At 64.1% G+C, this 22743-nt stretch carries 21 protein-coding genes; 20 read left to right on the top strand and 1 reads right to left on the bottom strand.

Annotated elements, in window-relative coordinates; genetic code table 11:
• Window positions 1-35: 35 nt before the first annotated feature.
• Window positions 36-1595, top strand: coding sequence for an MFS transporter (locus BM365_RS11660; protein ID WP_093489754.1), 1560 nt, complete (start codon window positions 36-38; stop codon window positions 1593-1595).
• 28 nt (window positions 1596-1623) lie between these two features.
• Complete coding sequence (gene xth, locus BM365_RS11655; RefSeq protein WP_093489753.1) at window positions 1624-2394, top strand: exodeoxyribonuclease III; 771 nt, start codon at window positions 1624-1626, stop codon at window positions 2392-2394.
• Between the two features lie 96 nt (window positions 2395-2490).
• On the opposite strand, the gene BM365_RS11650 is transcribed toward xth, so the two are convergent.
• Entirely contained in the window at window positions 2491-2748 is a 258-nt protein-coding gene (locus BM365_RS11650) for a GlsB/YeaQ/YmgE family stress response membrane protein (RefSeq protein WP_056881586.1), read from the bottom strand.
• 173 nt (window positions 2749-2921) lie between these two features.
• Between BM365_RS11650 and BM365_RS11645 the strand changes: the two genes are divergently transcribed.
• The 18 genes from BM365_RS11645 (at window position 2922) to BM365_RS17845 (ending at window position 20779) form a co-directional block, all read left to right on the top strand.
• Complete coding sequence (locus BM365_RS11645) at window positions 2922-3539, top strand: 4'-phosphopantetheinyl transferase family protein (protein ID WP_093489751.1); 618 nt, start codon at window positions 2922-2924, stop codon at window positions 3537-3539.
• 7 nt (window positions 3540-3546) lie between these two features.
• Complete coding sequence (rsmG, locus tag BM365_RS11640) at window positions 3547-4203, top strand: 16S rRNA (guanine(527)-N(7))-methyltransferase RsmG (protein WP_093489749.1); 657 nt, start codon at window positions 3547-3549, stop codon at window positions 4201-4203.
• 186 nt (window positions 4204-4389) lie between these two features.
• Window positions 4390-5187, top strand: coding sequence for a ParA family protein (locus BM365_RS11635; RefSeq protein ID WP_093489747.1), 798 nt, complete (start codon window positions 4390-4392; stop codon window positions 5185-5187).
• Window positions 5187-6083 carry a ParB/RepB/Spo0J family partition protein gene (locus BM365_RS11630; protein WP_093489745.1) on the top strand — a complete coding sequence of 299 codons (897 nt, stop codon included), beginning with the start codon at window positions 5187-5189 and terminating at the stop codon, window positions 6081-6083. Before BM365_RS11635 ends, BM365_RS11630 begins: the two co-directional genes overlap by 1 nt.
• 77 nt (window positions 6084-6160) lie before the next feature.
• Window positions 6161-7924 carry a DUF885 domain-containing protein gene (locus BM365_RS11625; protein WP_233210793.1) on the top strand — a complete coding sequence of 588 codons (1764 nt, stop codon included), beginning with the start codon at window positions 6161-6163 and terminating at the stop codon, window positions 7922-7924.
• A 330-nt stretch (window positions 7925-8254) separates the two neighbouring features.
• A complete protein-coding gene (rpmB, locus tag BM365_RS11620; protein WP_093489741.1) occupies window positions 8255-8491 on the top strand; it encodes a 50S ribosomal protein L28 in 237 nt (78 codons plus the stop codon).
• Between the two features lie 13 nt (window positions 8492-8504).
• A complete protein-coding gene (rpmG, locus tag BM365_RS11615; protein WP_027070918.1) occupies window positions 8505-8669 on the top strand; it encodes a 50S ribosomal protein L33 in 165 nt (54 codons plus the stop codon).
• A 112-nt stretch (window positions 8670-8781) separates the two neighbouring features.
• Window positions 8782-10191 carry a cardiolipin synthase gene (gene cls, locus BM365_RS11610; protein WP_093489739.1) on the top strand — a complete coding sequence of 470 codons (1410 nt, stop codon included), beginning with the start codon at window positions 8782-8784 and terminating at the stop codon, window positions 10189-10191.
• Between the two features lie 43 nt (window positions 10192-10234).
• Window positions 10235-11635, top strand: a complete 1401-nt coding sequence (locus BM365_RS11605; protein ID WP_093489737.1) for an FAD/NAD(P)-binding protein — start codon at window positions 10235-10237, stop codon at window positions 11633-11635.
• Window positions 11636-11687: 52 nt separating this feature from the next.
• A complete protein-coding gene (locus BM365_RS11600) occupies window positions 11688-15188 on the top strand; it encodes a hybrid sensor histidine kinase/response regulator (RefSeq protein WP_093489735.1) in 3501 nt (1166 codons plus the stop codon).
• Window positions 15189-15376: 188 nt separating this feature from the next.
• A complete protein-coding gene (locus BM365_RS11595; RefSeq protein ID WP_217645170.1) occupies window positions 15377-15700 on the top strand; it encodes a barstar family protein in 324 nt (107 codons plus the stop codon).
• Between the two features lie 66 nt (window positions 15701-15766).
• Window positions 15767-16033: a hypothetical protein gene (locus tag BM365_RS17855; RefSeq protein WP_139227418.1), complete on the top strand. Its 267-nt coding sequence runs from the start codon at window positions 15767-15769 to the stop codon at window positions 16031-16033.
• Window positions 16034-16639: 606 nt separating this feature from the next.
• Complete coding sequence (locus BM365_RS11590) at window positions 16640-17053, top strand: hypothetical protein (RefSeq protein WP_139227417.1); 414 nt, start codon at window positions 16640-16642, stop codon at window positions 17051-17053.
• A 1139-nt stretch (window positions 17054-18192) separates the two neighbouring features.
• The gene (locus BM365_RS17850; RefSeq protein ID WP_139227416.1) at window positions 18193-18486 is read left to right on the top strand and encodes a hypothetical protein; all 294 of its coding nucleotides are present in this window, start codon (window positions 18193-18195) and stop codon (window positions 18484-18486) included.
• A gap of 110 nt (window positions 18487-18596) precedes the next feature.
• Entirely contained in the window at window positions 18597-18806 is a 210-nt protein-coding gene (locus tag BM365_RS11580) for a hypothetical protein (protein WP_139227415.1), read from the top strand.
• Window positions 18807-18867: 61 nt separating this feature from the next.
• Complete coding sequence (locus tag BM365_RS11575; protein ID WP_093489724.1) at window positions 18868-19170, top strand: hypothetical protein; 303 nt, start codon at window positions 18868-18870, stop codon at window positions 19168-19170.
• Between the two features lie 24 nt (window positions 19171-19194).
• Window positions 19195-19554, top strand: coding sequence for a hypothetical protein (locus BM365_RS11570; RefSeq protein WP_093489722.1), 360 nt, complete (start codon window positions 19195-19197; stop codon window positions 19552-19554).
• Between the two features lie 940 nt (window positions 19555-20494).
• The gene (locus BM365_RS17845; RefSeq protein WP_139227414.1) at window positions 20495-20779 is read left to right on the top strand and encodes a hypothetical protein; all 285 of its coding nucleotides are present in this window, start codon (window positions 20495-20497) and stop codon (window positions 20777-20779) included.
• The last annotated feature ends 1964 nt before the right edge of the window (window positions 20780-22743 follow it).

The following is a 22743-nucleotide window of genomic DNA, read 5'->3' as shown; positions in this document are numbered from 1 at the left end:
TCGTCGAACGGGAAGATGCCCTCTGACGGACCGCCATGTCGACCCTGAACCCGCCCGCTAAAGCCACCCGCCGCGAATGGATCGGGTTGGCCATCATCGCCCTGCCCTGCATGGTCTATGCGATGGACCTGACCGTGCTGAACCTCGCGCTGCCGGCCATCAGCGCCGAACTGGACCCCAGCGCTAGCCAGTTGCTGTGGATCGTCGATGTGTACGGCTTCCTGGTCGCCGGCTTCCTGATCACGATGGGCACGCTGGGCGACCGGATCGGCCGGCGCAAGCTGTTGCTGATCGGTGCGGCGGCGTTCGCGGCGGCCTCGGTGATCGCGGCGTTCTCGCGCAGCGCGGAGATGCTGATCGCGATGCGCGCGCTGCTCGGCGTGGCGGGCGCGACGCTGGCGCCCTCGACGATGTCGCTGATCCGCAACATGTTCCATGACGAACACGAGCGCCAGTTCGCCATCGGCGTGTGGATCGCGGCGTTCTCGGTCGGCGGTGCGATCGGCCCGCTGGTCGGCGGCATGTTGCTGCAATGGTGGTGGTGGGGCGCGGCGTTTCTCGCCGCGGTGCCGGTGATGGTGCTGCTGTTGCTGCTGGGGCCGAAGCTGCTGCCCGAATACCGCGACCCGGACGCCGGCGAGCTCGATCCGCTCAGCATGGTGCAGTCGCTGTTCTCGGTGCTGGCCGTCGTCTACGGGCTGAAGCGCATCGCGGAGTTCGGCATCGATCCACGCGGATTCGGCGTGTTGCTGGTCGGCCTCGCCCTCGGCGTGCTGTTCGTCCGTCGGCAGAAGCATCTGGCGTATCCGTTTCTCGACGTGACGCTGTTCCGGCGACCCGCGTTCTCGGCGGCCATCGTGGCCTATGCGCTCGCGGGCCTGTCGATGATGGGCGTGTACATCTTCATGACCCAGTACCTGCAGCTGGTGCTCGGGCTAACGCCGCTACAGGCCGGCGTCGCGACCGTGCCGTGGTCGCTGTGCTTCACCGTAGGCTCGCTGCTGGCGCCACGGCTCGCACGCCACTGGGGCGCGCGCCGGGTGATGGTGCGCGGCCTGCTGCTCGCGGCGATCGGCTTCGGCATCACGGCGCTGGTGGTTCCGCCGTACGGGTTGTGGATCCTGATCGCCGGCATGCTGGCGATGAGCCTGGGCATGGCGCCGGTGTTCACCGTCGGCAACGAACTGATCATCACCACCGCACCGCCGGAACGCGCGGGCGCCGCGTCGGCGCTGGCCGAGACCAGTGCCGAACTGAGTGGCGCGCTGGGCATCGCCCTGCTGGGCAGTGCCGGCATGCTCGCCTACCGGCTATGGCTGGATCCCGCCCTTCCCGCCTCGCTCGCCGATAACGACGCGACCCGTGCATTGTCCACGCTCGGTGGCGCCGTTGCCGTCGGCAGCGAACTGGGCGGAGCGGCCGGCGCAGCCGTCGTCGATACCGCACGCACCGCCTTCACCGGCGCGATGCGCGCGATCGCCCTGTTCGGCATGGCGATGATGGTGCTGGCCGCCTGGATGGCCGCACGCCTGATGCGCGATGGCGAGGGCGAAGCGCACGGGGCCGTCGTCGTCGACGAACCCTCGGGCGCCTGATCGCCTGGTCTGGCATAGAATCGCCGCCATGAAGATCGCCAGCTGGAACGTCAATTCGCTCAACGTGCGCCTGCCGCACCTCACGCAATGGCTGGGCGCGTTCGCGCCTGACATCGTCGGGTTGCAGGAAACCAAACTGGAAGACCACCGCTTCCCCGACACCGCACTGGCGGAGCTGGGCTACCGCAGCGTGTTCGCCGGGCAGAAGACCTACAACGGCGTGGCGCTGCTGTCGCGCGAAGCGATCGGCGACGTGCAGGTGGGCATTCCCGGTTTCGAGGATGAGCAGAAGCGCGTGATCGCTGCGACCGTCGGCGACGTGCGCATCGTCAACCTGTACGTGGTCAACGGGCAGGACGTGGGCACCGACAAGTACGCCTACAAGTTGCGCTGGCTGGATGCGGTGCACGACTGGCTGGCCGCCGAACTGCAGGCGCATCCGAAGCTGGTGGTGATGGGCGACTTCAACATCGCGCCGGACGACCGCGACGTGTTCGATCCGAAAGTCTGGAACGACGGCCACATCCTCACCTCCACCGCCGAGCGCGGCGCGCTGCAGCGGCTGTACGCGCTGGGCCTGCACGATGCCTTCCGCCTGCACAGCGAAGAAGCCAACGTCTACAGCTGGTGGGACTACCGGATGGGTGGGCTGCGCCGCAACCTCGGCTTGCGCATCGACCTGACCCTGGTCTCCGACGCGCTGCGCGGGCATGCGGTGGAATCCGGCATCGACCGCGAGCCGCGTACCTGGGAGCGCCCGAGCGACCACGCACCGGCGTGGGTACGGCTGGGCGGTTGAACGACGGAAATGAAGAAGGCCCGGCGGATGCCGGGCCTTCTTCTTGCCACGGGCCTTGGGTGCGTCTCGAACGCGCACGCGGCCGCAGCGGAACCGCTATCGGGCGCGACCCCGGCTGAGCAGGTTGACGATCAGTAGCAGGACCACGGCGCCGATGAAGGCGGTGATCAGGAAGCCGACCCAGCCGCCGCCAAGACCCAGGCCCAGCGTCGGCAGCAACCAGCCGCCGAGGAAGCCCCCGATGATGCCGACGACGATGTTCAGGATGATGCCCTGCGAGCCATCGCGCTTCATCACGATGCTGGCCAGCCAACCGGCGACGCCGCCGACAATCAAATAGATCAGAAAATTCATGCCGCTTCCTCCCTTGATGGACAGAACCCCACGCTGCGGGGCACGCTTGCATCTTTACGGTCCGGCGTGAAACCACCGTTAACTCACATGGGGGACGCGTCCTTGCCGCTGCTGGATACCGCTGTTGCGCCGGGATTGCACGCTGTGTCGCACCACGCGCGGCGTGCGCACGCATGAACTGGCGCGAAGCACCCGCCGATTGGCGCCACGACGGTATCGCGATGTGGCTGCTGCCGCATGCGCCGCGGCAACGTGGCGAACCGCAAGCACGCGAATCACTGGCGCGTACGCTGGGCTTCGCTCCCGAAACGTTGCCGATCACCCGCGACGCGCAAGGCAGGCCGCACTTCATTGCACCGCTCCACCATCTGGAAACAGGCTGGAGCCACAGTGGCGAGGCGCTGCTGCTGGCGCTGGGCGAAGACATCGAGCTGGGCGTCGATATCGAACGCCTGCGCCCGCGACCACGCGCGATGGACCTGGCAGAGCGCTTCTACCATCCCGAAGAGACCACCTGGCTCCGCGGCCTCGACGACGACGACGCGCGCCTGCTCGCCTTCGTCCGCCTGTGGTGCACCAAGGAGGCCGTGCTGAAGGCGCATGGCCAGGGCATTTCCTTCGGGCTGCACCGTTTCCATGTCGTGCTGGACGGGGATGGGCCGCGCCTCGCCGCCTGCGACCCCAGCCTGGGACGGGCCGACGACTGGCACCTGCACGAATGGGCGCCGCGGCCGGACTACCGCGCCGCGCTCGCGTGGCATCCGCGGGGCCGACGCGAAGGCCTGCGATAATACGGCGATGAACGACACCGCCTTTCCCGCCGACCTGCGCGACACCCTGCACCGCGGCCTTGTCGCGCTCGGCCTCGACGCCGATGCGCTGGCGCCGCGCCTGCTGGCCTACCTGGCCCTGCTCGACCGCTGGAACAAGACCTACAACCTCACCGCGATCCGCGACCCGCGCGAGATGGTCACCCGTCATCTGCTGGATTCGCTGGCGATGCATCCGTTCGTGGATGCGCTGGCGACGAACGGCGGCGCGCTCGCCGACCTTGGCACCGGTCCCGGCCTGCCGGGTATCCCGCTCGCCATCGCCAAGCCCGGCCTGCGCGTGACGCTGGTGGAAAGCAACGGCAAGAAGGCGCGCTTCCTGCGCGAAGCCGTGCGCACACTGAAACTCGACAACGCACGCGTGGCCGAATCGCGTGCCGAGGCACTCGACGAACCTCAGGCCTACGACGCACTCACTGCGCGTGCGTTGGACGTACTGGCGGGCATCATCGAGGTCGGCGGCCATCTGCTGAAACCCGGCGGTGCGCTGCTGGCGATGAAGGGCGTGCGCCCCGACGACGAGATCGCGGCCCTGCCGACCGGCTGGTCCCTGGCGACTGTCGAACCCCTGACCGTCCCCGGTCTGGTTGGCGAACGCCACATGGTCGTCGTCCGCCGCGACTGAACCGCGCACCGCACCGGTGCGCGCCGTGTAACCCCTTGATATGACTGAGCGGCCCACGTCACCGCGACGTGGAGCAGCGGGCTGATGACCGGCTGCGACCGGTACGTCCGTTGAGATGATTTCGCACGCCCGCTCCCGACCCCCCATAATCCCCTACTCACCCCGTAATCGATAAGGCGCCCTCGCATGGCCCGCATCATTGCCATTGCCAACCAGAAAGGCGGAGTCGGCAAGACGACCACCGCCGTGAACCTGGCCGCCGCGCTCGCACGCGCGCCGCAACGGGTGCTGCTGGTCGATCTGGATGCGCAGGGCAACGCGACGATGGGCAGCGGCGTGGACAAGCGCGAGGTCGAAGCCTCGACCTGCGACGTGCTGTTGGGCGAGGTGGAGGCGAAGGCCGCCGTCGTCACCACGGCCGAAGGTTTCGACCTGATGCCGGGCAACATCGACCTGACCGCCGCCGAGATCCAGCTGATGGACTCGGACGGCCGCGAGCAGCGCCTGAAGAGTGCGCTGGAAAACCTGCGCGGCGATTACGACTTCATCATCGTCGACTGCCCGCCCGCCCTGTCGCTGCTCACGCTCAATGCGCTGACCGCCGCCGACTCCGTGCTGGTGCCCATGCAGTGCGAGTACTACGCACTGGAAGGCCTGTCCGCGCTGATGGAAACGATCGATGCGCTGCGCACGCGCCTGAACCCGGGCCTGGAGATCGAAGGCGTGCTGCGCACGATGTTCGACATCCGCAACAACCTGGCCAACGCCGTGTCCGGCGAGCTAACCACGCATTTCGGCGACAAGGTGTTCCGCACCATCGTGCCCCGCAACGTGCGCGTGGCCGAAGCGCCCAGCCACGGCCAGAGCATCGTCGGCTACGACCGCACCTCGCGCGGTGGCGTGGCCTACCTGGGCCTGGCCGGCGAGATCCTGCGCCGCCAGGCCGACCGCAAGAAGCAACAGCAGCACATGGAGCACGCGTGATGAGCGCCCCGAAGAAGCGCGGCCTGGGTCGCGGACTGGAAGCCCTGCTCGGCCCGAAAGCCGCCGAGACGCCACCGCCGGAAGCGCAGCCGGGCGAAGCGTTGCGCACGCTGCCCGTACAGCAGCTGCAACCGGGCAAGTACCAGCCGCGCATGGCGATGGATCCGTCCAAGCTCAGCGAGCTGGCCGAATCGATCAAGGCGCAGGGCGTGATCCAGCCGATCGTCGTGCGCGAGCTGTCGGCGGGCAAGTTCGAGATCGTCGCCGGCGAACGCCGTTGGCGCGCCTCGCAGGAAGCCGGGCTGGCCGAAGTGCCGGTGGTGGTGCGCGAACTCGACGACCGCACCGTCATCGCGATGGCCCTGATCGAGAACATCCAGCGCGAAGACCTCAATCCGTTGGAAGAAGCGCAGTCGCTGCAACGCCTGATCAACGAGTTCTCGCTGACCCACGCCGAAGCCGCCGAAGCGGTCGGCCGGTCGCGCGCCGCGGTCTCCAACCTGCTGCGCCTGCTGGAACTGCCGCCCGCCATCCGCGCCCTGCTCGAAGCCCGTCGCCTGGAAATGGGCCACGCCCGCGCCCTGCTCACGCTGTCGCCGGACCTGGCCAGCAAGCTGGCCTCCGATGCCGCCGAACAAGGCTGGTCGGTACGCGAAGTCGAACACCGCGCGCAGCAGTTCGCCGCCGGCAAGGTGCCGGTCAACGGCAAGAAGGCCAAGCCCGCCAAGGCGGCGCCGCAGCCCGACATCGCCTCGCTGGAAACCGAACTCTCCGAGAGCCTGGGCACCCGCGTCACCATCGCCCATGGGCGGGGCGGCAAGGGCAAGCTGGTCATCCAGTACACCGACCTGGACACGCTGGACGGCGTGTTGGAGCGGTTGCGTACCCGTGCCTGACCGCAGGCCTTTCGTAGGAAAGCGCTGAGCGCACCACTGCTTTACCATCCGGTTTCTGCTTTTGCCGGATGCCCGCCTTGAACCTTCGAACCGCCGCCCTCCTGCTGGCCTTCGCGCCCCTGCAGGCGCTCGCCTTCGCCCCTTCCGACGCCGACCAGCGCTTTCAGGCGCTCTACGAAAAAGAATGGAAATGGCGGCAGGAACAGACCGGCCAGGCCGACGAAGACACCGACACCAGCGGTGACAAAACCCGTTTGCCCGATGTTGGGGCCGCTGCGCACCAGGCGCGCCTCAAGGTGTGGGAGCAGGTCCTGACAGACCTCGATGGCATCGACGCCGCGCAGTTGTCGACCGAGAACCGCATCAACCTGGCGATCTACCGCCCGCAGGTGGAAAACCTGGCGGCGGAAGTGCGCCTGCGTGCGTACGAGATGCCCTTCAACTCCGATTCGTCGTTCTGGTCGAATCTGTCCTTCATGGCGCGCCGGCAGATGAAGACCGCCGACGACTACCGCGCCTATGCCGCGCGGCTGCGCGATGTGCCGCGCTACTTCGACCAGCACATCGCCAACATGCGCAGCGGACTGAAGCGCGGCTTCACCGTGCCGCGCGCGGTGCTGGACGGGCGCGACGTCTCCATCGCCGCCGTGGCCGAGCAGCGAGACCCCGAACAGTCCACCTTCTACGCGCCTTACAAGAAGATGCCGTCCAACATTCCTGCTGCCGAGCAGGAAGCGCTGCGCAAGGACGTGCGCGCGGCGATCAGCGAACAGGTCGTACCCGCGTTCGCCACGCTGCTCACGTTCTTCCGCAGCGAATACGTGCCGCAGGCCCGCACTACGCTGGCGGCCGAAGCGATGCCGGGCGGCAAGGATTTCTACGCACAGCAGATCCGCGAATACACCACGCTGGACCTGACCGCCGAACAGATCCACGCGATCGGCCTGAAGGAAGTCGCGCGCATCCAGGCCGAGATGCAGGAGGTGATCCAGCAGACCGGCTTCAAGGGAACGTTCGCCGAATTCCTGACCTTCCTGCGCACCGATCCTCAGTTCTATGCGAAGACGCCGCAGCAGCTCCTCGACCGCGCAGCGTGGATCTCAAAGCGCGTCGATGGCGAGGTCGGCAAGTACATCGGCACGCTGCCACGCGGGCGCTTCACCATCGTCGAGGTCCCCGCCGACATCGCGCCGTTCTGGACCGCCGGCCGCGGCGGCCTGGGCACGTACTGGCTCAACACCTACAACCTGCCGTCGCGCCCGCTGTACAACCTGCCGGCGCTGACGCTGCACGAATCCTCGCCCGGCCACTCGCTGCAGGCCGCGCTGGCGCAGGAGCAGGGCGAGCAGCCCGCCTTCCGCCGCGACAACTACATCTCCGCCTACGGCGAAGGTTGGGCGCTGTATACCGAGAAGCTGGGCAAGGAGATGGGCATCTACGAGACGCCCTATGAGGACTTCGGCCGCCTGACCTACGAGATGTGGCGCGCCACCCGCCTGGTGATCGACACCGGCGTGCACCACAAGGGCTGGAGCCGCGACCAGGCCCTGGCCTACCTGCGCGACCACACCGCCCTGTCCGAGCACGAGGTCACCACCGAGGTGGACCGCTACATCTCCTGGCCGGCCCAGGCGCTGAGCTACAAGCTGGGCGAGATCGCCATCGTCCGCCTGCGCGGCGAGGCGGAGCGGGAGCTGGGCCCGAAATTCGACATCAAGGCCTTCCACGACGCCGTGCTGAAGCAGGGTTCGGTAACCCTGCCGGTACTCGAGAGCCAGATCCGGGCCTTCATCGCCGCCAGCAAGGCGGCCCCCGCCAAGACGGCCGCCGCCGCGCCATAACCCGTAGGGTGGGCCCCGGCCCACCTCGCCATCCGGCCTTCCAGCCGCCGAGACGCCGCGATGTCGGGCCGAGGCCCGACCTACGCTTGGCAGGCGGGCTTCGGCCAACGCCGCCGCCCGCCCTAAGTGGTTGCAGCACAAGGGAAACCTCGGCATAATGCGCGGCTCGCTGCGTCCGGTACTGCCGGATCTGCGGCCGGAAATGCGATTCCGGCTTGTGTCTGCAGCGATTTTCGACCGTATCGCGTGGTGTCCGACCTGTCCTGCAGGCCGTCCGCCGGGCCGCCGTCTCCCGGGCTATGGGCGACACAATTACCTATCGAGGTGCGTATGTCCCGCGTATGCCAAGTCACCGGCAAGCGTGTGCAGACCGGTAACAACGTCTCGCACGCCAACAACAAGACCCGTCGTCGTTTCCTGCCCAACCTGCACGAGCGCCGTTTCTGGGTCGCCAGCGAAAACCGCTGGGTCAAGCTGAAAGTGTCCGCGCACGCCCTGCGCACCATCGACAAGAACGGCATCGACTCCGTTCTGGCCGAGCTGCGCGCCCGCGGCGAAAAGGTCTGAGGAGTAACTACACATGGCATCCAAGCGCGACAAGATCCGTCTGATCTCCTCGGCCAACACCGGCCACTTCTACACGACGGACAAGAACAAGAAGAACACCCCGGGCAAGATGGAAATCAAGAAGTACGACCCGGTCGTGCGCAAGCACGTGATCTACAAGGAAGGCAAGATCAAGTGAGCCTGGGGCGAAAGCCCGGCCCACGCTTCCCGAAGACCCGCCGCAAGGCGGGTTTTCTTTTGCCCGCGCGCCTGCGCAGAATCGGCACATCCTCTTCCGACGGTAGCGCCGCATGGAGTGGTCCTTCGGCACCGCCCTGCTGATCATCGACTGGCTGATCCGGCTGGCGGCGCTGTGGTGGATCCCCAGCCGGACCACCCCGGCCGCCGCGCGCAGCTGGCTGCTGCTGGTCGGGTTCGTGCCGCTGCTCGGCCTGCCGTTGTACCTACTGCTGGGGCACCCTTGGCTGTCGCGCGAACGCGTCGCACGGCAGGCCCGCGCTTCCGATGTGATCCGCGAAGAGCAGCGCCCGCTCAGCGCACTGCGCTGGACCCCGTACGACGGTGCCGCGGCCGAAATGGCGCCGCTGATCGAACGCCAGGGCGCGTTCATGCCGACCCATGGCAATGCGGTGGCGCTGCTGGACGACTACGAGGCGTCGCTGCGCGCGCTGCTCGACGACATCGGCGCGGCGAAGCAGCAGGTCCATCTGCTGTATTACCTGATGTTCGATGACACCGTCGGCGAAGCGGTGACCTCCGCCCTGTGCGACGCCGCTGCGCGCGGCATCACCTGCCGCGTACTGCTGGATGCCGTCGGTGCCAAGCGCGGTCTTCGCGCGTATCGCACGCGACTGCGCACGGCAGGCGTCATCGTGCACGACATGCTCCCCGGCGGCCTGCGCTGGCGGCGCAGCGGCCGCATGGACCTGCGCAACCATCGCAAGATCGCGGTGATCGACAACGGCATCGGCTACGTCGGGTCGCAGAACCTCGCGGATGCGACGTTCGTTCCCGGCCACCCGAATCGCGAACTCGTCGCGCGCGTGCAGGGGCCGGTGGTGTCGCATCTTGAAGGCGTGTTCGCCAGCGACTGGTACATCGAGACCGGCGAGCGGTTGGAGGTGCAGCCGGACCTGTCGGTGCAGCCGCAGGATGTTGCCGCGCAACTGCTGCCCAGCGGGCCTGCGTATCCGTTCGAGAACGCGCGTGACACCGTCAATGCGCTGATCCATCTGGCACGCCGCAAGGTGGTGCTGACCACGCCCTATTTCGTGCCGGACGATGCCACGCTCAGCGCGTTGCGTATCGCGGCGCTGTCGGGCGTGGACGTGCAGTTGGTGCTGTCGGCCACCAACAACCAGCCGCTGACGGCATGGGCGCAGCAGTCCTACTATGCGGAGCTGCTCGCCTGCGGGGTGAAGATCGCGCTGTATCGCCCGCACTTCCTGCACGCCAAGCACCTGACCGTGGACGACGATATCGCCCTGGTCGGCTCGATCAATCTGGATATCCGTTCGTTCGCGCTGAATGCGGAGATCGGATTGGTCTGCTACGACGCCGGTGTCGTGGCCCGTATCCGCGCCATCGAAGCCGACTACCTGGCGCACGCCGATGTCGTGGAGGCCGACGCATGGCAGCGGCGGCCGGGCTGGCAGCGCAGCCGCGAAGGCATCGCGCGACTGGCGGACTCGCTGATGTAGCCGTCTGGCAGGGACGACGCGGGGCATTCGCTACAATGGGCGTATGAGCGAAGACACCCCGACCGCCCCGCTGCCGCCCTGCGACCTTGCGATCATCGGCGGCGGCGCCGGCGGCGTGCTGGTCGCGATGCAGGCCTTGCGCCAGGCCACCGCGCCACTGCGCATCGTGATGATCGAGCCCCGCGACACGCTCGCGCAGGGCGTGGCCTACGCGACGACGCATGGCGAGCACGTGTTGAACGTGCCGGCCGCACGGATGAGTGCGTTCGACGACCGACCCGCTGACTTCCTCGACTACGTCGTGGCCACCACGCCGCCCGGCGGCCCCGATCGCGACACGCTGGCGCATGCGTTCATCGAGCGCCGGCGCTACGGCGAGTACCTACGCGTCAGGCTGGGCGAAGCCATCGCGGCGAGCCCGGCGACGCTGCATGTGATGCACGACCGTGTCACCGAACTCGACCCCGAGGCCGATGGCGCGACCCTGCGCCTCGAAACGCACGGCGCCTTGCATGCGAAGGGCGTCGTGCTGGCGGTAGGCAATACGCCCAAACCGCTGCCGGCGCGCGGCGCGCCGCAGTTGCCGGCGGGCCGTTCGCTGGCCGCATGGGATTTCGATGCGATCAAGGCGATCCCGACCGACACCGACCTGTGCATCGTCGGCTCCGGCCTGAGCATGGTCGACACGGTGCTCAGCCTGGCCGACAACGGCCACGCGGGCACGATCCATGTGCTCTCGCGGCACGCCCTGCTGCCGCTCCCGCATTGCCACGGACCGGCCGCCACCTACGACCCCGCACCGCTGCAGGCGATGGACCTGCGCACGCGCATGCGTTTCCTGCGCAACGCGGCAAAGCAGGCGGTGGCCGACGGATTGCCCTGGCAATCGGCGATGGAGCGCATCCGCCCGCACGTCCAGGCGTTGTGGCAATCGCTTTCGGTGCCGGACCAGCGCCGTTTCCTGCGCCACGTGGTGCGCCAGTGGGACGTGCACCGCCACCGCATCGCGCCCGAGGTGCATGCCCGCCTGCAGGCGCTGGTCGAACGCGGCCAGCTGCGGCTGCATCGGGGCCGGCTGGATACGGTGATGGCCGAAGGCCCTCGCCTGCGCGTCAGCACGCACGCGCGCGACGGCCGTATCGACGAGTTCGACGTCGACTATGTGGTTAACGCCACCGGCGTGGAAATGCGCGCGCAGACCATGCGCAGCCCGTTGCTGCACGACCTGCTCGGCAAGGGCCATGCGCAAGCCGGACCGCACGGCATCGGCTTGAAGGCTGCGCGCGATGGCCGGATGGTCGATGCGCGCGGCGAGTCGCAGCCACGGGTGTTCATCCTCGGTAGCCTGCGCATCGGCTGCGTGTGGGAGAGCATCGCCATCCCCGAATTGCGCGGCCAGGCCGAAACCGCGGTGCGCGGACTACTCGGACCGGACGCCACCTGAGCGCACGCCACGCAGTACACTCGGCGACGGCGTAAGCGCCGGGGAGAGGGCGTTGGTTTCCAGCTGGATCCTGCTGTTGGTGTCGATCGGCTACGCCGCGCTGCTGTTCGGCGTGGCGTGGTGGGGCGACCGCCGCCCGATGTACCCCGACCGCCCGTGGCTGCGCCCGGTGGTCTACAGCCTGGCGCTGGCCGTGTACTGCTCGTCGTGGACGTTCTACGGCGCGGTCGGCAGCGCGGTCCGCAACGGCCTGGGCTATCTGCCGATCTATCTCGGCCCGGTCCTGCTGCTGCTGTTCGGCTGGCGCATCATCGAGCGGCTGGCGCTGATCGCGCGCAGCGAGAACACTGTCTCGATCGCCGACTTCATCTCCTCGCGCTACGGTCGCTCGCGGCGTCTGGCCGCCTTGGTCACGGTGATTGCGCTGATCGGCGTGGTGCCTTACCTCGCCCTGCAGTACAAGGCCGTGGCGATGAGCCTGAGCGTACTCAGCGGCGAAGGCGGCGACAGCGCGCACGGCTTCTTCACCGATCCGGCGCTGTACGTCGCCTTGCTGATGGCGCTGTTCGCCGCGTTGTTCGGCACCCGTCAGGTCGACGCCACCGAGCATCACCACGGCATGATGCTGGCGATCTCGCTGGAGTCGGTGGTCAAGCTGGTGGCGATGATCGCCGTCGGTGTATTCGCCTACCTGTGGCTGGATGGCAATGAGATCCGGGTGACCGATTCGGCACGCACGCTGTTCGAGAACGCGCCACCGGTGGGCTTCATCGCACAGACCTTGCTCGGCTTCCTCGCCATCGTCTGCCTGCCGCGCCAGTTCCACGTCGCGGTGGTGGAATGCAGCGACGTGGGCGATATCCGCAAGGCGCGCTGGCTGTTCGGTGGCTACCTGGCGCTGTTCTCGCTGATGGTGGTGCCGGTGGCGGCGGCAGGCGTGGCGTTGTTCGGCGGCAGCAGCGTAGCCGACGACAGCTATGTGCTGGCGCTTCCTCTGGCCGAAGGCCGCACGGCGCTCGCCATCGTCGCCTACGTGGGCGGCTTCTCGGCGGCGACCGGCATGGTCATCGTGGCGAGCATCGCGTTGGCCACGATGGTCAGCAACGATCTGATCATGCCGGTGCTGCTGCGTCGCGGCTGGGCCGAGCACCATGCGGAAGCCGACGTCGCCTCGCGCGTGTTGTGGATCCGCCGCGTGGCGATCCTGCTGCTGGCGCTGACGGCCTACACCTACTACCGCAGCAGCAGCAACGACAGCACGTTGGCCTCGTACGGCCTGATGGCCTTCGCGGCCGTGGCGCAGTTCGCGCCAGGCCTGATCGGTGGCCTGTACTGGCGCGGCGCCAGCCGGCGCGGCGTGGAGGTCGGCATGGTGCTCGGCTTCGCCACGTGGATCTACACGCTGCTGCTGCCCACGATGACGCAAGCCGGCTGGTTCGACATGCACTGGCTGCACAGCGGACCGTTCGGCATCACGTGGCTGCGGCCACAGCAGCTGTTCGGCCTGAGCGGCTGGGACACGCTGACGCACGGCACGTTCTGGTCGCTGCTGGTCAACACCGGCGCGATGATGATCGTGTCGGCGCGCTCGCGTCCCGGCGTCGACGAGCGCCTGCGCGCCGCGCCTTTTCTCGATCCGTATGCGCAGCGTCCCGCGCTGGTCGCGGGCGAATGGCCCGGCAGTGTGCGCGTGGGTGATCTGCGCACGTTGGCCGAACGCGTCGTCGGCGAGCGCCATGCCCGTCGCGCCTTTGCCGAACAGGCGCAATTGCTGGAGCGCGAACTGCAACCGAACGCACCCGCCGACCGGGCCTGGGTGCAGTTCACCGAGCGCTTGTTGGCGGCGGCCATCGGCGCAGCATCTGCCCGCATCGTGCTGACCAGCGTGCTGCGCGGGTCGGGCATGGAGTTGGGCGAAGTGGTGGCGGTGCTCGACCAGGCCGGCCAGGAACTGCGTTTCAACCGCGAGATTCTCTCCACCACGCTGGAGAACATCAGCGCGGGCGTCAGCGTGGTGGACCCGGAGATGCGCCTGGTCGCATGGAACCGGCGCTACCAGCAGATGTTCGGCTATCCGGAGGGCATGCTATACGTGGGCCGACCGGTGGCGGACCTGATCCGCTACAACGCCGAGCGCGGCGAGTTGGGCGAAGGCGACATCGATGCGCAGATCAACAAGCGCATCCGCTACATGCGTGCCGGTTCGCCCCACATCTTCGAGCGCGTCCGCGCCGATGGCCAGGTGATCGAGATGCGCGGCCAGCCGCTGCCCGGTGGTGGCTACGTGACCAGTTACAACGACATCACCGACTTCAAGCTCGCCGAATCGCTGCTGCTGGAAACCAACGAGACGCTGGAGCAGCGCGTCGCCGAACGCAGCCAGGCCGCCGAGCACGCGCAGCAGTCGCGTACGCGTTTCTTGGCCGCGATCAGCCATGACGTGCTGCAGCCGCTCAATGCAGCGCGCCTTTTCGTCAGCGCGTTGCGCGACAGCGAGCAAGGCGCCGATGCTCAGGCGCAGGAGCGCCAACATCTGGCCGAGCGCGTGGATGCGTCGCTGCGCGCGGCGGAAGAACTGCTCGACGGCCTGCTGGACGTCTCGCGACTGGACGCCGGCGGTCTGCAGACGCAGATCACCGATTTCGATGCGGGCGAACTCCTGCGCGAACTGGCCGCGCAGTACGCACCCGTCGCTGCCGGCCGTGGGTTGAAGTTGCGCGTTCACGCGCGCGCCGTTCCAGTGCGTAGCGATCGCCGCCTGCTGCGCCGGGTGCTGCAGAACTTCCTGGCTAATGCGCTGCGCTACACGCGCGAGGGCCGCATCGTGATCGGTATGCGCGCGCGCGGCGATCAGGTGGTGCTGCAGGTGTGGGATACCGGGCCGGGTATTCCCGACAACCACATGCGGCAGATCTACGATGAGTTCCACCGCTACCAGCAGCCGTTCGACTGGGGTGAGCGCGGCCTCGGCCTGGGCCTGTCGATCTGCCAGCGCATCTCGCGCCTGCTGCAGCACGAACTCGATGCGCGCAGCACGGTGGACCGCGGCAGCATGTTCTCGATCGTGGTGCCCCGCGGCACCCAGGTCAGCGAGCGCCGCACGTCCTCACGCCGTGCGGCCCTGGCAAGCGATTCGCTGGCAGGCCTCCGCGTGCTTTGCGTGGACAACGACCGCGAGATCATCGATGGCATGCGTGCGCTGCTGGGGCGTTGGCAGGTGGACGTCATTTCCGCCACCACCGTCGACGAAGCGCTGGAGAAGATCGCCGAGCATCCCGCGGTGATGCTGGTCGACTACCACCTGCATGACCGCCTCGACGGCCTGGCCACGCTCGACGCCCTGCGCGCCGCCAGCCCCGGCCCCATCGCCGGCGCCCTGCTCACCGCCGACGGTCGCGACGAGCTGAAGCGCGAAGCCCGCGAGCGCGGCTATCGGTTGCTGACCAAACCGGTGAAGCCGGCGTCACTTCGAGCGTTCCTGGCCGCCCATCACGTTGCCCCCCCTCAACCCGCTCCCGATCAGGACACCGATACCGCCCCGGAAGCAGGGTGATAAACCGTTATCGCCGCATCATTGGCGGATATTCCGTGGCCAGATCGTGCTCTTTCAGAGAAACATCACGGCCAAGCGGTTGATAGTGCGAAAGATCCTCCGTTGACGAGCCAGAGCACGCGGCTGAATACTCTGCGTTATTCCCCGCTTTTGGGGTCTACTAGGCGTTAGGCTGCTCGGAAGCAATGATGCGAATTGACGCAAACAGCATCGTGGACGTTGAGTCCTTCCATTCCGTATTCACTACGGCGTTTGGGTTCCCATCCTTCTACGGCCGCAACATGGACGCCTGGATCGACTGTCTTTCATATCTGGATGATCCAAGCTCAGGCATGACCACTGTGCACGTTGATTCCGGCCAGATGCTGTCGCTTGTTATTGACCACGCTCAAGACTTCAAGCTTCGCCAACCTGATCTATTCTCCGCTCTTGTCGAGTGCGCCGCCTTCGTCAACTGGCGACGCGTTGAGGCTGGTCAAGCTCCAGTTCTGGCGCTTGCGTTCCATGCGTGAGCCGCCTAACAATTCATTCAAGCCGAACCCGCTTCGCGGGTCGGCTTAATTCAGGCGTTAGAGCCCATGAGAATTTTCCTGAGCATCAACTTGTTGCTACTCGCATCCTGCGCAACGCAAGTTGACGGCAATCGTGTGGCATCCGGCGAGAGCTGCAACGCAAGAGCTGACCGGCTTATTGATGAGGCGGATCGTGCCGCAGATATTGCGCAAGATGCCTTGGACAAAGCGGAGTCTGAGCCGACCCAGGAGAATGCAGATGCCGCAAGAGAAAGATCGCTGGAGGCTAGTGAAAAGGCGGTAGCTGCGGCGGAGTTCAAGTGCGGTGCGTGAGCCGCTCCAACATGGGCTCTAACAATTCATTCAAGCCGAACCCGCTTCGCGGGTCGGCTTAATTCAGGCGTTAGCGCCCATGAGAGCACTCTTACTAGCAGCCCTTCTTCTCGCGCCTTGCCTAGCGGCGGCACAAGCATTCGAGTCCTCGCTGACCCCTGTGACAGCCAAAGCGAGCTATGCGGCCATCGAGTTCATGTCGGCTGGCGACAGCGCAGCACTTCCTTCGGTTGCAGATACTGATTCTCCCAATTCGCCTCAGGCACAGTCGCTACGCGTAGTGGTTTATCGCTCTGAGATCTATCAGTCTTTGGTTCTTGAGACGCTTACCACAGGCCTTGAGGGGTGCTGCAGCAAGGTGGCAGCCTCTCGTTCCGTCGACTTGGCTGCATTCGCTGAGCACTTTGGATTCAAGGGGGAGTTGTCCGGCTTCGTCTTTTCTAGCTGGTCGTCCCCTAGCTCGTTCCGGTTCACCTATCGAGGAGAGCCATTCCATGCCACCATCATCAATGGCGCACGCATCCGCATAGATCGCGGTGCGGGCGCTAACAATTCATTCAAGCCGAACCCGCTTCGCGGGTCGGCTTAATTCAGGCGTTAGGCCCCATGAGAAAGACCGCGATAAAACTCGGAGCTTCAATCGCGACAATGCCTCTGTCGCTGTTGCTCGTAGGGCTTACCCAGAACGGGTTCTTCTTCCTACTCTTCCTCGCCAGTCTGCCCCTGGTGGTGCTCTACTGGATTGATCTTGGGCGTGAGCTCCGCAGCACTCAAAGCCGCGGGACTTTCATCCACACCCTCGGCATACTAATGGGGGTGCCGCAGGCTTTATTCGGGCTGGCCTGTGCTGGCATTGGCTTGAGTATCGTCGCTTGGGTTCTATACAACACTTTCGTGGAGCGAGAGCCTCAATACACCGGCGGCCTCCTAACTCTTGGCATTGGTCCCGTACTGACGTTGTTTGGAGCTGGCTGGCTCCGCTCGGCCTTCCGTACGCCGGGGGCGTCGGATGGGGCCTAACAATTCATTCAAGCCGAACCCGCTTCGCGGGTCGGCTTAATTCAGGCGTTAGGCGTCACTGGAGTTCCGCGATGACCCAACCAAAGAAGGGAACACCTGCTGGCCACGCCACCGCCCTACTTGCTGGGATAGGGTGCCTTTTCTTAGTGCTACTAGCTTTCGGGCAATCACTCAAAGCAGAGCAAGCTGCAATATGCAGAGCTTCCTGTATCTACGGATACCCGGCGATCTTTGCGATGGTGGTGTTCTCTGCAATCGGCATCTACTTGATAGGCAGCGCGGTGAGAGGCTTCTCGAGGTCAGATCGTGACACCTAACAATTCATTCAAGCCGAACCCGCTTCGCGGGTCGGCTTAATTCAGGCGTTAGGTGCTGATATGGATATGCGCGCCATGGTCGGGATGCCGACCTTTGCTCTTCACTCTATCGGGAACTTGGCTTATCTCGCTGGCAAGCTTGGTCGCCCTAGACTTCCGCACTCCCTTCAGAGGCCCGCTTCTGATTCTTATGGGCTTGTCTTCCGTTTTCATGCTTGTTGTTGTTCCGGCCGCAGGCTATGCCCTGATCACCAACAAGGCGCTACGGACCGCTCCACAGTGCATTAGCTTCTGGCTTTGCACGATGTGCCTGATTCTGGTTCTATCTACTTTGGTCGCCGGCCACCTAGCTTGGAGCAGCTGATGGACTTTCCTGAGTCAGCACCTAACAATTCATTCAAGCCGAACCCGCTTCGCGGGTTGGCTTAATTCAGGCGTTAGGCCTCATGAGAGTTATCGCAGAAGAGTCCGGGTCGTGGATGCTTTTCGACAACGATGGTGATCTATACCTTTCTGTCCTATGTGGCACGGTTGGCTTGTACTCCGTCGACTTGCACCTCACGCCCGAAGAGTCGGAGCAGATCTCTTGTAGAGGTACGGTCTACGCTGCAGATCTGGCCAGGCTTGTGCGACATAACCCAACGAGCTACCACGAGCGCCATACCCGCGCTTTTGATAGCTTGCCCGGCATCAAAGAGGCGACAGTCGCTTGGCGTGCAGCCATGTCGACTGAGGCCTAACAATTCATTCAAGCCGAACCCGCTTCGCGGGTCGGCTTAATTCTGGCGTTAGGCGTGCACTGAGGGGGTTCGTAACCGACGCATGATGGTCCTCATTGCTGCCATGATGTCTGCTGCAGTCGCTTTCATAGTGGCCACGGCTTCAGCTGGCCGCATATCTAGAGAAATGCCCGATCTTCACAAAAAAATTGACTCACCATCTGGTGGTGAGTGGTGGCCCTTCTGGGTGTTTCATTTTCTCCAGCCAAGCAAGTGGCGCCAGTTGGCAACCAATCTCAAGCTCCTCGTGGGTTTAGCCATATGCGCCCTTACTCTTGCCATTGTGCTGTTAGCCTTTCTGCTGATACGTTTCGCGGCCTCGGGCGGGAGTCTGTGATAGGCACGTCTAACAATTCATTCAAGCCGAACCCGCTTCGCGGGTCGGCTTAATTCAGGCGTTAGGCCGCGACGGGAAGCGACATGTTTACTTACTCAGACGGATCGACCATGAAGATCGGAGACTCCGTACTGTTAGAGAACGGGAAGACACCCGGCACCATTGAGCTGATCGTCCGTACGCCGGCGGAGATGCAGGCAATCGGTGTTGAGGAGTCTGGCGTCATGCTGTTGTCCCCACCATTCGGCCGCGTCTATCTGCCAGAATGGTCCTTGCAAAGAGAGCCTTTGCAGTTTGTTTCTCACGGGCCGTCGGCCTAACAATTCATTCAAGCCGAACCCGCTTCGCGGGTCGGCTTAATTCAGGCGTTAGGGGGCAAGGATGATCTATCTGCGCTGGGGCAAGAGCGAGATCGAGGGCATCGAGAGATTTGGGCTCTCCCATATCGTCACAGAGTGCGGCGCTGACGGGTCCGTGTTGCGCGAGATAGGTTTTGATGACGCTGACATGCCCGTACACCGAGCGCCCATCCCGCCGGCGATCTTCCTGTTTGACTCGCAGCTAGTGGACTTGAGCAACAAGATTAGCGTCATGTCTGCAGCACAGTTTGACGCTGCCTGGCTTGATGCCGGCTTGCCCCCTAACAATTCATTCAAGCCGAACCCGCTTCGCGGGTCGGCTTAATTCAGGCGTTAGGCCTCTCAAGACATGAACTCGTACCCGACAGAGATTGATCTCCTTGCGGCACTAGATCGCTCTGATGACCTGGTGCGCGAGTGTGCTGCTGGACACGTGTCGTTCGCTGAATTCTGCGCCGAGTACGACAACTTCTATTGGTCATTTGCCCTGGACGGCCACGAGTCGGATCAGGCAGGTCAAGCCGTGCTGGCCAGGTACGCCGCGCGCATTGCCCTCCATCAGACAGTGGCGGAGACCATTCTTGCCAAGGCCTGCTCGGACGCGGATGCGGCAAATGAGAGCTATCGCGCGGCCGGCCGCTTCGGTTCCACTGAGGCGGTCTCAAGGCTTAAGCTTGTGGTGGCGGGCCTTTCCGGTGGAGAGGCCTAACAATTCATTCAAGCCGAACCCGCTTCGCGGGTCGGCTTAATTCAGGCGTTAGGGCCATGATCAGAGTTTTTCTAGGTGCGCTACTAACGCCCCTGATACTTCAGCTTCCCCACCTCGTTCCACCATATGACACCTATACCCTGTGGTGGTTCAGGCTAATGCTGGTGATTAGTTACTCCGTAATGCTTCTTTTCGGCACTCCGATAATCTGGCTGTTCATCCGTAGACGTTGGCTAGCTTGGTGGCAGTCCATCATGGGTGGAGTTGCCGCCGCCAGCTTGTTTCTTCTCCTGTGGTTCTCAACGTCAACTTGGGAGGACTTCTTGCTCAATGGGCTGTCAACAACTCTGTTTTCGCTGCTTCTCGCCACGGGCGGAGGGCTTGTCTTCTGGTTCATTGCACTCTGGCGAAACCCTCGCTTCAATGGCCCTAACAATTCATTCAAGCCGAACCCGCTTCGCGGGTCGGCTTAATTCAGGCGTTAGGCGGCACATGAAGTGGCTCGCAGCTACCGGCTTCTCGGCTCTATCACTTTTTTCAGCCGGTTCTTTGGCCGGCAAAGCGACCACGTGCACTGGTCTCGATCCTGAGACAATCTCTTGCCCCGCTCCTCAAGCTCCTCGCATTACTGAGCTCAGACGGGGAAATGTAGTAGTCAGACTCACGATCCAAAGGGACGGAACCGTTGCAAACGTCGTTGTTGTTTCGGCTTCCGGGCATCCAGCCTGGAAAGAGGCTGTTCTTCAAGCAGTAAAAGCGTGGCGCTACGAACCTTCTGGCAAACTTCGCTCTATTACCATCCCGTTCGAGATGACGTTCGAGTAGTGCCGCCTAACAATTCGTTCAAGCCGAGACCGCTTCGCGGCTCGGCTTAAGTGGTAGCGTTTACCACTCCGCCGTGCCGCGCAGCGGTCCGGCTTAACTCAGGCGTTAGGTGCCCATGCCAGTCTTTCGTTGCTTCATTCGCGGAGATAACTTTCCTGGCAAGCTGATAGGGAGCAAGCAGCCGGCCGGCTTCTACACCACACGCTTTGTGGACGCAGCCTCGGCAGAAGAGGCAGAGATGCTGGTAGTAGAACTCTTACGGAATGATCCGGATCTAGCTGTTGCGCCTAAGTATCGGATGAAAGATGCAAAAGTGTACTTCGAGAACATTGATGAGGTTCCCGCGGAGACGGAGCGCAAGCCCAACCAAGGCTTCACCTTCTTCCCGATGGGCACCTAACAATTCATTCAAGCCGAACCCGCTTCGCGGGTCGGCTTAATTCAGGCGTTAGACCCCATGTATCGAATAGTCCTTGCTTGTAGTGGAGTTCCTGAGCAGGTCGGCGCTGCCGCTGCCTGTGACATCGCTGAGGAGTTCATGCACCGGCCCTGGCACCAGAACGTTCAGTGCTCTTGGGCCGGCTTTCGGTTGCTGCTGCAAGCGGACAACGACTACGACGCAGATGGTTCTGCCCTGACGGGCGAGTTCTCGGACGCTATCGCGGCGTGCATTGCGGAGGGGTTCAATGGCAGCATCACAGTCGAGTCGGTCACAGCGCTGGCTGGGGCCTAACAATTCATTCAAGCCGAACCCGCTTCGCGGGTCGGCTTAATTCAGGCGTTAGGCCGCGGAGACAATGTTTCGATTTCTGTCACTTCTCTTCCTAGCCATCTTTCTCATTGACTTGGTCGCCGGCGCAGTCGAGACACGTCGCGTCTGGGTGATGGGTAGCATCGTCCTGAAGCGAAAGACCGCACCGATTCGCTACTGGACTATGACCGTTCTTTGGTCGCTGGTGGCACTTGGTGCGCTGCTAGGGGTTCTGCTTCTGCTCTATCAGGCAGTTGCGGGTAGCGGACCATACAAAGATCATGCGTTCTTCTCTTTCCATCAAGCATGGCCGTATGCTGCGATATCCATCATATTTGGATGGCTGGCCTTCAAAATTCTCAGGGATAGGCTATTGCAGCTTGGGCTCCGTGGACGCGCGGCCTAACAATTCATTCAAGCCGAAGCCGCTTCGCGGCTCGGCTTAATTCAGGCGTTAGGCACCATGTCAAAGTGTTTCGTAATCGAGGACGAGAGCCACGCCGAGCAGATCGGCGAGTACGCGTCGCTCGACGAAGCCTGGGCAGAGTTAGGGCGGCTGGCCGCTATTCCTTGGGACCAACGTCCAAACGTTGCACCTTGCACGAGCTGGCAAACCTGCGGCCGCACCTACGAGATCATCGAGTACGAAACCTCAAGCACCCCATGGCAAGAGCTAAGGCGAGTTGCCGGCCTTGACGTAAGTTCCAATGCTGTAACTTGGGGCTCGGAGGCGCCGCGTTATGGTGCCTAACAATTCATTCAAGCCGAACCCGCTTCGCGGGTCGGCTTAATTCAGGCGTTAGGTGCCATGAGGTTGATCGATGCTGACCCAAGCTTGGCCAGTCGCCCGGACGTCGGATCCGGCGTAAGCGATCGGGCTCGTTCACTGTGGCAGTGCGAGCTATCCGATCTTTCGCAAGGCGATCTCGCCTTCTGCTTGCGGCAGGGGATTGGGGTAGCTCATCTGGCTCCACTTGCCATCGGCGCACTCACCGTCGAACCGCTCCTTGAGGCTGAGCTTTACCCCGGTGACCTGCTAACCAGCCTGCTGCATGCGGAAGCACACTATGGCCTGGGGTCTGATACCGCATCTGACTTGGCAGAGATTTGTTCTGTCGCTCTGACTGGTGCAGAGTCTATCCAGGAGATCGTGGTGCCTGCAGCGGCGGCCTTTGTGGCGTCTCGGGCTGGCACCTAACAATTCATTCAAGCCGAACCCGCTTCGCGGGTCGGCTTAATTCAGGCGTTAGGGCGCACAAGAAATGATTCTTGGGTACATAGGGCTAGCTTTAGTAGCGCTGGGTGTCGCGCTTGTTGGGCTCCCGGTATTCGGCTACGACTTTTCGCTCTGGTTCTTTGCGCCTGGAGTTGTGGCACTACTTATTGGAGCGATTCTTGTAGACGGCTTCCGGGAGAAGATCGTTCAGCGACTTACGGGTTCAGAGCGTCGTGATCGGCGCTAGGGGAGTGGCCGGCTTGCTGCGCCCTAACAATTCATTCAAGCCGAACCCGCTTCGTGGGTCGGCTTAATTCAGGCGTTAGGTCTATGGATCGAGTCTTCGTGGCGGCCGCACTAGTTCTTCTGGCAGGTCCTATCTCTGCGGCTCACCGTC

It is taken from the genome of Pseudoxanthomonas sp. YR558 (assembly GCF_900116385.1).
In the GTDB taxonomy this organism is placed as follows: domain Bacteria; phylum Pseudomonadota; class Gammaproteobacteria; order Xanthomonadales; family Xanthomonadaceae; genus Pseudoxanthomonas_A.
Note: the sequence above shows the minus strand (reverse complement) of the source record. Positions and strands in the feature narration are given on the sequence as shown.